At 48.2% G+C, this 9,536-nt stretch carries 9 protein-coding genes; 4 read left to right on the top strand and 5 right to left on the bottom strand.

The features are described from left to right. Window positions 1–259 precede the first annotated feature (259 nt). Together QUB30_RS32190 and QUB30_RS32185 are read left to right on the top strand one after the other, a co-directional pair. Window positions 260–400 (top strand): hypothetical protein, encoded by a 141-nt coding sequence (locus QUB30_RS32190; RefSeq protein ID WP_333342180.1) that lies wholly within the window; start codon window positions 260–262, stop codon window positions 398–400. A gap of 174 nt (window positions 401–574) precedes the next feature. Beyond that, complete coding sequence (locus QUB30_RS32185) at window positions 575–1,774, top strand: glycosyltransferase (protein WP_333342178.1); 1,200 nt, start codon at window positions 575–577, stop codon at window positions 1,772–1,774. Between the two features lie 158 nt (window positions 1,775–1,932). On the opposite strand, the gene QUB30_RS32180 is transcribed toward QUB30_RS32185, so the two are convergent. The 3 genes from QUB30_RS32180 to QUB30_RS32170 all read right to left on the bottom strand — a co-directional run bounded on the left by QUB30_RS32180 (window position 1,933) and on the right by QUB30_RS32170 (window position 5,317). Next, window positions 1,933–2,841 carry a MoxR family ATPase gene (locus tag QUB30_RS32180; protein WP_333342176.1) on the bottom strand — a complete coding sequence of 303 codons (909 nt, stop codon included), beginning with the start codon at window positions 2,839–2,841 and terminating at the stop codon, window positions 1,933–1,935. 163 nt (window positions 2,842–3,004) lie between these two features. Further along, complete coding sequence (locus tag QUB30_RS32175; protein WP_333342174.1) at window positions 3,005–4,225, bottom strand: bifunctional riboflavin kinase/FAD synthetase; 1,221 nt, start codon at window positions 4,223–4,225, stop codon at window positions 3,005–3,007. Between the two features lie 177 nt (window positions 4,226–4,402). Further along, a complete protein-coding gene (locus QUB30_RS32170; protein ID WP_333342172.1) occupies window positions 4,403–5,317 on the bottom strand; it encodes an MBL fold metallo-hydrolase in 915 nt (304 codons plus the stop codon). Between the two features lie 920 nt (window positions 5,318–6,237). On the opposite strand from QUB30_RS32170, the gene QUB30_RS32165 reads away from it, so the two are divergent. Continuing rightward, window positions 6,238–7,170, top strand: coding sequence for a hypothetical protein (locus QUB30_RS32165; protein WP_333342170.1), 933 nt, complete (start codon window positions 6,238–6,240; stop codon window positions 7,168–7,170). On the opposite strand, the gene QUB30_RS32160 is transcribed toward QUB30_RS32165, so the two are convergent. Then, window positions 7,138–7,716, bottom strand: a complete 579-nt coding sequence (locus tag QUB30_RS32160) for a hypothetical protein (protein ID WP_333342168.1) — start codon at window positions 7,714–7,716, stop codon at window positions 7,138–7,140. The two genes, QUB30_RS32165 and QUB30_RS32160, sit on opposite strands and share 33 nt — an antisense overlap. Before the next feature lie 567 nt (window positions 7,717–8,283). On the opposite strand from QUB30_RS32160, the gene QUB30_RS32155 reads away from it, so the two are divergent. Next, the gene (locus QUB30_RS32155; RefSeq protein WP_333342166.1) at window positions 8,284–9,189 is read left to right on the top strand and encodes an alpha/beta fold hydrolase; all 906 of its coding nucleotides are present in this window, start codon (window positions 8,284–8,286) and stop codon (window positions 9,187–9,189) included. Here QUB30_RS32155 and QUB30_RS32150 read toward each other — a convergent pair. Next, window positions 9,178–9,536: hypothetical protein (locus tag QUB30_RS32150; RefSeq protein ID WP_333342164.1), on the bottom strand; the 359-nt coding region annotated here is incomplete at its 5' end. The genes QUB30_RS32155 and QUB30_RS32150 overlap by 12 nt on opposite strands.

Here is a 9,536-nt window from a genome sequence, read left to right as displayed (position 1 = left end):
TTTGAGCTAACATTCTCATGAAACTCATGCTCGATCGAACCCTCAATCGATTTATGAATGATTTGCGATCGCTATATCACTGAAAAGCCTAAAAGAAAACCCGAACAACCCAGGAAAAATATCCCTGGGAGTGATGCAGATGGCAACAGTGGCATTAACCCAGCCTTAGCTAGACCACCTAAACCGCCTAAACATAAATAATAGATTACAAAAGCGATCGCACCTCTCAATCCCCATCCCACCAGTAAAGAGATAGTTGATGAAAACAAAGCCTTTTAGTGAATTGCGAAATCGGGTGACACCAGAGCGAAGAGTAAAGAACGAAATTCGCGCTCAACTCGCATTACTCCATCTCACTCTTGTGGAACAGCGAAAAGCGTTGGGTTATACAGATGAATAACTGGAAAAAGACCTCAGCAATTTTGATTCTGCTTTTTCTGAGTTGGATACGAGAGAGGATATTAATGACAGCTCTTATACAAAATAAATAAATCAACCCAAAATAATGCCTTGACTTCGATAGATTAGAGGCTAAACTAATATAGAGTTTTACCATAAAAGTTTCTCCCCGTTCATGAACATTGCTTATCTAGTCAACCAATATCCCAAAGTCAGCCACAGCTTTGTCCGCAGAGAAGTGCTAGCCGTTGAAAATTGCGGCATGAAAGTCGCACGTTTTTCGATCCGATCGTGCGAGTCTGAACTCGTTGATGGGGCCGACAAACTAGAGCAAGAATTGACTAAAGTAATCTTAGGAGTTGGTGTACAGGGGTTAGCGTGGGCTTTGCTGCGCGTTGCTGCAACTAGGCCCATTCGATTCATCGAAGCTGTGCGGTTAATGTTCAAAGTTGGCTGGCACTCGGAACGGGGGATTTTGCTGCATCTGGCTTATTTAGCAGAAGCTTGCATTCTTTTAAATTGGTTTGCAGAATCGGGTATCGCACACGTTCACGCTCACTTCGGGACAAATTCCACAACAGTCGCAATGCTGTGCCGCGTGCTTGGCGGCCCGACTTACAGTTTCACCGTTCACGGCCCTGAAGAATTTGATAAAGCCACACTTCTTTCCTTAGACGAAAAAATTAAACGATCGACCTTTGTAGCAGCAGTTAGTTCCTTCGGTAAAAGTCAGCTTTTTCGGTGGTGCGATCGCACTTTTTGGTCAAAAATTCGCGTCATACACTGCGGCGTAGATGCCGCATTTTTAGTTGCACCCTACGTCCCCATACCCGCAGCACCCCGCTTAGCTTGCATTGGCCGGCTCAGCGAACAAAAAGGTCATTTGTTATTGCTAGAAGCTGCTAACTTGCTAGCAGTTCAAGGCTTAGAGTTTAAGTTGGTACTCGTAGGAGACGGGCCGCTGCGATCGGATATTGAAAAGCAGATTCTGCAACTCGGCCTGCAAAATCATATAGAAATTACCGGCTGGGCCAGTGGCGATCGAGTTCAGCAAGAGATTTTAGCTTCACGGGCCATGGTATTGCCTAGTTTTGCTGAAGGTTTGCCCGTCGTAATTATGGAAGCCCTCGCTCTCAATCGGCCCGTAATTAGCACATATGTCGCTGGCATCCCGGAGCTCGTAGAACCCGGTGTTTGCGGTTGGTTAGTTCCTCCCGGTTCCGCAGAAGCATTAGCCGTAGCGATGCGCGCGGTATTGGAAGCACCTGTAGAAAAACTAGAACAAATGGGGAAAACAGGAGCTGAACGGGTTGCTCAACAACACAATGTTGATTTAGAGGCAAAAAAATTAGTGGCGCTGTTTGAGAGTGCTTGAAAATGGTGCAAAACCTATTGATTAACTGACATCTTGCACCATTATTAATAAGTCTTTCAAGGGCGGGATCTCCTGCCCACCCCACAGGCAAATTAATTGTTTGTGGAACAGGCCCGAAAGCCTGTTCCTTTAATTAAAGCAACCTACTTACAAACTTTTTAAGGAATAGGAACAGACCGCAACAACTTGTCAACAATCGCCTTAGCCCTCCTTCCCCCCGCCGGAATCAATCGGTGAGACAGTACGTGCGGTGCCAAATATTTCACATCATCAGGAGTCCCATAATCCCGGCCCTCCATAAACGCCAAAGCCTGGGAAGCCCGGTGCAAAGCCACCGCACCCCGGGGACTCACCCCGAGAGTAATCTCCTCATCCTCCCGCGTCGATCGCACCAAATCTACAATATACTGTTTCAAAGACCCTTCCACCTTCACAGCAGCGCACAAACGGCGCAATTCCTGCACCTCTTCCAAAGAAATACAAGGCTGCAAATCTTCAACTGTAAAAGTATCAGAAAGCCGTTCCAACATTTGCAACTCTTCCAACGCAGCGGGATAGCCCAAAGTCAAAGACAAAGTAAACCGATCCATTTGCGCTTCCGGTAGCGGAAAAGTGCCTTGATATTCGATCGGGTTCTGAGTCGCAATCACAAAAAACGGCGCGGGAACATTCCGAGAAACTCCATCTACTGTCACCTGCTTTTCTTCCATCACTTCCAGCAAAGCTGACTGAGTTCGCGGCGTCGCCCGATTGATTTCATCGGCAAGCAAAACATTAGCAAAAACTGGCCCGGGTAAAAACTCAAACTCTCCGCTGCGCGGATTCCAAATATTAGTACCGGTGATATCCGTCGGTAACAAATCGGGAGTGCACTGAATCCGCTGAAACTTCCCATCGATCGATCGCGCCAAAGACTTCGCCAGCAGAGTTTTTCCCACACCAGGCACGTCTTCCAGCAGCGCGTGCCCGCCCGAAAGCACTGCTACCAATACCAAGCGAATAGCATCGGCTTTGCCAACAATAGTCTTGCCTAGATTTTGTTTGAGCCGCTCAATATGTTGTCTCATATCCCTGATTGCTAATTGCTAATTGCTAAGTGTTGATCGAACATCAAATTGCCAAATTCTTGAGTCTTTGCCTTCCGAACTTCGTATTCGTACAACTAGAATTTAGTCTGACTCATCTTGCACCATTTTTAAAACCCATCGCCTGTTCTAGATCACATAATTATTAGACTTTAGCAGTTAAGAGGCTTCTAGCAATATCGCAATCTGCCTGAATTTGAGTTTTGAGAGCATCCAGAGAAGCGAATTTTTGTTCGGGTCGCAAAAACTCTACCAAACTCGCGCTCAAGGTTTGACCGTACAAATCCCCAGACCAATCTAACAGGTGAACTTCCACAGTGGGTTGTAAGCCGTCTACCGTCGGGCGGCAGCCAACATTCATCACCCCATTGACAAAAGATAAATTTGATGGTGTGCCGGGAATTAGAGATTTGGGATTTTCCCGCTGATAGGAAGAACTTTCCTCTTTCATCTTTTCCCATCCCTGCTTCAGCAAGACTCGCACCGCGTACACGCCAAAACGCGGCAAAAATTTTTCCGGGGGCAGTTCGATATTAGCAGTAGGAAATCCGATCGTCCTGCCCAGCCGCTGTCCGCCAACCACAGTCCCGACTAAACTGTAAGGTCGCCCCAGCAACTGATTCGCTCTTGTGAGGTCGCCGGATGCCAGACCTTCGCGGATTGCAGAACTGCTGATCCGATCGCCCTCACCGCAATTGTGCAGGGGTACAAGAGCAACATCAATACCGTAACCCGAGGCGATCGACTGCAAATCTACAGCCGTTCCAGCGCGTCCCCGTCCAAACCGAAAATCAACCCCCACACTAATTCGACTCGCTTTTAGTTGCCGCACCAGAATTTCCTCGACAAACTCAGAAGCAGTCAAAGCCGCCAATTCTCGATCGAACGGCAGCAGCACAAGTTGCTCGACGCCCATTGCTTCAAGCAATTCTACCTTTTCTGCCAGAGGCGTCAGCAGTTTTTTGGGTTGACCCGTAAAGAATTCTTGCGGGTGGGGATCGAATGTCACCACTGTGCTGTAGAGTCGATCGACTCCATCAGAATTTCGACCGGAGAGGCTGTTCCCCTCTGCCTTGGTCTGCCCTATCAAACCATCAAAATTATGGTCGCTGTCGGCTCGATCGGGCGGTGCTGCTGAGTCGTTGTAGCAGGTCGCCGGAGGTTCGCTTTCCAAATTTTCATCTCTGCCAGCGTTGGAGCGCAAGTTTTGCCCCGACGCAAAAACCGTCGCAGAATTTTGCCCAGGCGATCGATTTAAAATTATTGGCTGCACGACTTGTCGATGCCCTAGGTGCAAACCGTCAAAGTTTCCCAAGGCAACAGAAGTTGGAGTCAGAGCAGCGGTACAAGAAGAAGTTACCCACACGCTTAAGATTTTGACATACTTAGCCAGATTGCGATCGCCACTCGATTTTAGATTTTAGATTTTAGATTTTAGATTGACTCCGCAGATGCAATCTGGGAGGTTGAACTTGGGTCTCAACTTTTTGATTTTCCACGACGGGAGTCGGTGGCTTGTATCCGTCTTTGAATGAGGTCAGTCCTAACTTAAATTTGAGATTTCCGAGCTCAAGACTTCAAAATCAGATAAATCCTTATGAGGAGGCAGCAACTGCAACGACAAACCTTCCCGCGCCATCAAACTGTTCGGGAACCTTTGAGCCACTTGTTCTCCCACCCTGTCTAAAAACTCGTCATTGTGCAGCGGGTCGTGGTGAAAAATCACCAACTTTTTAACATTAGCAGCCTTTGCCACCTTCACCGCTTCCTGCCAAGTCGAATGTCCCCAGCCCACCTTGCTGCTCTTCTCCGAATAATACTCCTCATCGGTATAAGTAGCGTCGTAGATCAGCACCTCAGCATCGCGGGCCAAATACAGCACATTTTCGTCTAAACGATCGGGCAAATGTTCGGTATCAGTCACGTAAGCAGCCGAATACCCCCGCCAGTTCACGCGGTAGCCTACAGCTTCCCCGGGATGGTTCAACAAAGCAGTTTCCACCTTAATATCTCCGATTTCGAGCGGTTGGCCCACTTCTATATCGTTAAATTTCAGGTCGGCCCCCATAATTTGCAGGGGCACCGGAAAATTCGGGTGGAGCATCTGGTCGTGGAGCCGCTGCTGGATAGTAGCATTATTAGGAGAAGGAGCAACTGCCCCGTAGATGTGAAAACAATTGCCTGGAATAAAAGCTGGGACAAAAAATGGGAATCCTTGAATGTGGTCCCAGTGAGAGTGAGTAAAAAACATATGAGCTTCTACGGGCATCTGAGACAGGAGAGTTTGTCCCAAAACCCGCAATCCAGTACCGCCATCGAAAATTAGGCGGCTGTCACCCACTCGCATTTCTACACAGGGCGTGTTGCCCCCGTAACGTACTGTTTCAGCCCCGGGAGAGGCTATGCTACCTCTAACGCCCCAGAAGTGAACCGTGAATTGGTTTTGCATACTAGACATGGGTTTTCCTGCAAGATTGTTCCGGCGAGCCATCGGTAAGGTGTTTACATATTAGTAAGGGCTTTACCATCAAACCCAAGCTCTTTGACGGTCGAGTTCCCCACTGGTTGGAAGTGCTAAGAGTCTCGCTTGCCAGAGAATGCAAAACTGTTGGGCTTGACAACTGAGCAAGAAATTACAAGGTAAACTAATGAAGTCTCGATCGTAACTATTGTTTTCCTCTATTCACTAGCCTAACCTCCGCAGACACACTTTGGGGCAGGAATTCTGCCTGAGTCTGGTCAAAAGCGGCTGTTTTTCTCGCCTCCGCACTTGCCGAACAGGATCGCGCGGTCGGTTTTTTGCCTTGCTGCTTGACCGGTTTGAACCCGGATGATGGGCTCCCTCAACTCCCGTTAATTCAACAAAAATCTTAGCAGTTTAGGAATGCTCATGCTAATTATCCAACAATACTGTCTGTGTCTGGATTCTCGGCCCGCCCGGAGTCTGGGGTTCGGTAAGCTAGCGGTCAAGCTGAACCCAGCTTCATCTGACACCGGGGCTAGCAGCGAGGTCCCGGGCAGGCGGGCAAAAGGCTAAATTTTTGTCGCGCAGTTCTTTGGGGACGAATTCCAGCACTCAAAATTCCCTCTATTTCAGAAAGTTTAATTTTTTTTGGTTTTTGCAGTCATGCTAACTCCGATCGCCATTCTGTCTCAAGAGTGATGCAGAAGTATTCGCTGTTAACCTATCGTGGTTTTCTCAACAATCTTCAATTGCTCTATTTTTGGTAAGGATTTCTCGGAATTCAGCGCAGTTGCTGTACTCGCCACGGGGTTGAATTTCCGGTATCATAGAGTCTTAGAGTCTTGTTTGCCGAGAATCTAAATCAGTGCTAAAAAAGCCTGGATAACTTTAACTTATTTTTCAAAAAAGTCAGTATGAATCAAGTTAAAAAAACTACAACCAAGCTGAATCGATCGCCAGTGAAATTTTCCGATCGCACTTTGGAACTCGGTAATCTCGCCTTGAGCGAATTGTCTTTAGAAATGACTGATAGCCAAGCTTTGAGAGAATTTAGTTCGGACGATCGCCTGCCGGGAACCCCAGCAGTGACAGGCCCGACTGCCGAAACAAGGCGTCGGAGGGTAGATGGTAAGAGCGAGTGGGCCCGATCGCCTGCGGTTTCTACAGCCTTTCTCAAGTGGCTGCTAGAGAGTTTGACTAGATCGAAAGGTTGGCTGGCAGTTGTCACCCTGGCAGCAGTTTGGGGGTGGTGGAACAGTCAGTTACTGTTTTCGACAGGCTTGGGGATAGCAGCGATGATGCTGGTTTACCGAGGGCAGTCGCGGGACTGGCAATGGCTGCGATCGAAAGGCGAGCAATTTTGGGAGGGCCCGAACCGCCGATTTGTTTTAGCGGTGGGTACGGGCGGCATTGCTACCTTGGGCGCTTACATGAGTTTGGCGATTTGGGCGGAGTCCGAGAGCCACTGGATGGCTTTGAGCCTAATTTTGCAGAATTTGGGTACGATCGCGATTCCCTGGCTGTTGCTGCGGCAATGGTTGAATCTGGGGGCCGCAAAAGATGAAGTGGCGCTCGATCGCATTCTGGCGGATTTGACTGATGCTGACCCCGTGAAGCGTTTGATTGCTGTGCGGCAAATGACCGATTTGGTGAATCAGGGTGGGTTTGGTCCTGTGAGTTCCGTCAAAAGTTCGATCGCCTGTTCCCGCGCTGCCGAGTGTTTTCGCCTGATGCTGAGTCGGGAACCAGAAGCTTTAGTCCGCAATGCCCTTCTCGAAGGTTTGCAGACTTGGGACACTACATATGGCATGGCTTTAAAATCCAAACATCAAGTCATCGACTACTAGCTGACCGTCAAAAGCGTAAAAAGTAATTCGATGAATATTCGGAGCTTTTACGCGCAGGGGAGCGCTAGGGGCGATCGGAGAATTAGATCCGGCGAGATTGGGGGCCGGCATTTCATCCTGAACAATTGGGTTGCCGTCAATGTCGCAAGCAGATAAAACAGTGCGCCGCGAACTGGTGACAAGTCCTGACACCCAGCGAACAGGATACTTAAAAGTTACTTCGATCAGTCCGCTTTTGGGGGCTCCCATTAACACTGTTGCCCCAGAACCCGTGAAAAATGCTGGGTTTGAAGGTTGGATGGCAACGGCATTGGTAAAAGTCACCCCCCAATGTGCAAACTGGTGTTCTACTACTTCAAAGCATTTCAAGTCTTCTAAAGCTACGCGAACCATCGCCGCTACAGTAGCGCGCGATCGCATCTCCGATCCTGCGCCCGATCGTTCTGGAGTGGCGACAAAAGACTTTTTGCCGTTTAAATCCATGCTTCGACAGGCAGTATCAAATTCTGCCAACCCGTCAGATTGAAGACTGTTTGCGTCAACCATAAAACCCTCGCGATCCCGTTTCCTAAGCAGTTGCATTTTTAGTAGACCTCCCTAAGATTAATTGTTTCTTGTGTTTGGGAATTTATAGCGGCCGTGCCCGTGATTGCCAAACCTGCTATTTAGGAATCGAAAACCGATCGCCCCCCCTCCAACAAAGACTTTCGACCTCAAAAGCCACTGCTCCGCCAAATATGGTGATTAATTATTTATGATTGGCTCACGGCTGCAAACCTGCCTTCAACCTGAAAGCGAGATCTAATACTCCCGCTTTTCCAGGGCCTGCTTTCCGGGTCGGCGAACAGACTCCATTCTGTTGAGGGGTCTTACCCATCATTTTGCTATTATCTCCGATCGGCGGTAGTTTGCAACTGTGATGATAACTACAAAGCGGAACTGCCCAAATCGCAAAGGTTACTTCCTGTCTGTAGTTTCACGGTTCACTTGTACTAAAATAGATTTAAATCATTACTCAATCTTTACAAAAACGCCACCAGCTTTGCAAGTTTTTTAAACAGAGACGGGGCGGTGGAAAAGAATCTAAAATATAACAGCGATTGAGGTTAGTTTATGCTTGTACCCCTCGGCTTCGGTCAGCGATCGATAGTTACTTCTCTCGGCAGAATGGTTTACTACACTGCTGAAAAAATGCCTTGGATCGGTTTGCCGACCTCAAGTTCGGAAAATAAACCGAATTTAGTATTTTTTCACGGTTTTGGGGGCGGGTCGAGTGCCTACGAATGGTCGAAAGTTTATCCGGCTTTTGCGGCTGAGTATCGAATTTTAGCACCTGATTTAATTGGTTGGGGACGATCGGAACATCCGCCGAGAAATTATCAGGTTGAAGATTATATCACAACTTCGATCGAATTTCTTGAAAAAACTTGCGGCAGTCCGACAGAGGTGATTGCTTCTTCGCTGACGGGGGCGATCGCGATTCGAGCTGCGATCGCCCGGCCGGATCTGTTCAAATCCCTAATTTTGACGATACCCAGCGGTTTGTCGGACTTCGGACAAGATTACGGCCGCAGTTTCTTCGCTAAGCTAGTGGGTACGCCGATTTTAGACAAATTGCTTTACAGTACCGGAATCGCCACAGATGGGGGCATCCGCAGCTTCCTCGAACAGCGCCAATTTGCAGATCCGAGCCGCGTTTACCAAGAAATTGTAGACGCTTACCTCGAATCTGCCTTGGAACCAAATGCAGAATATGCTGCGCTGTCTTTTGTACGGGGAGATTTGTGTTTTGATTTGTCGCTGTACATCACTCAGCTAACAACACCGACAGCCATTATTTGGGGAGAAAAATCGCAGTTTACCGGGCCCGATATCGGCCAGCGTTTGGCAAACCTCAACCCCGAAGCAATCAAAGTTTTTCAACCTCTGGAAAACGTAGGTTTGACTCCGCAGTTAGAAATTCCTGCTGTCACCATTGGCTTAATTCGGCAATATTTAAAATTGCTTTCACAAGGGTGAAGAAGTTCGCCAACGAGCAATGTACCAGATGTAACGGATGGAGGAAGAGGGAAGTTCGGCAACGGATTCGCTTTCTTCGGATGTAACGGATGTAATATCAAATCCGGCAGCATCGGAATTAATATTACCCCACAGTGGTAGGCCAGTGCATACTCGAACCATGAGGACACGCCAATGCCGTTTCCCTACCCCAATTAATTGTAAGGAAACGGCACTGACGTGTCCTCCGTTTATATCAATTCCGGTAACACCGGAATTGATATAACGGATGTAAGGAATGAGAATTAAATAACTTACAATGCGTGATGTTCTTGTGGGATGGGCGTCCCGCCCGTCCAGAAAGGGCG

The organism is Microcoleus sp. BROC3, assembly GCF_036702515.1.
Lineage (GTDB): Bacteria > Cyanobacteriota > Cyanobacteriia > Cyanobacteriales > Microcoleaceae > Microcoleus.
Note: the sequence above shows the minus strand (reverse complement) of the source record. Positions and strands in the feature narration are given on the sequence as shown.

What these genes read in the sequence shown, in the direction of transcription:
- QUB30_RS32190 (WP_333342180.1), top strand. Translation starts at nt 260, where the DNA reads ATGAAAACAAAGCCTTTTAGTGAATTGCGAAATCGGGTGACACCAGAG.
- QUB30_RS32185 (WP_333342178.1), top strand. Translation starts at nt 575, where the DNA reads ATGAACATTGCTTATCTAGTCAACCAATATCCCAAAGTCAGCCACAGC.
- QUB30_RS32180 (WP_333342176.1), bottom strand. Translation starts at nt 2,841, where the DNA reads ATGAGACAACATATTGAGCGGCTCAAACAAAATCTAGGCAAGACTATT.
- QUB30_RS32170 (WP_333342172.1), bottom strand. Translation starts at nt 5,317, where the DNA reads ATGTCTAGTATGCAAAACCAATTCACGGTTCACTTCTGGGGCGTTAGA.
- QUB30_RS32165 (WP_333342170.1), top strand. Translation starts at nt 6,238, where the DNA reads ATGAATCAAGTTAAAAAAACTACAACCAAGCTGAATCGATCGCCAGTG.
- QUB30_RS32160 (WP_333342168.1), bottom strand. Translation starts at nt 7,716, where the DNA reads ATGGTTGACGCAAACAGTCTTCAATCTGACGGGTTGGCAGAATTTGAT.
- QUB30_RS32155 (WP_333342166.1), top strand. Translation starts at nt 8,284, where the DNA reads ATGCTTGTACCCCTCGGCTTCGGTCAGCGATCGATAGTTACTTCTCTC.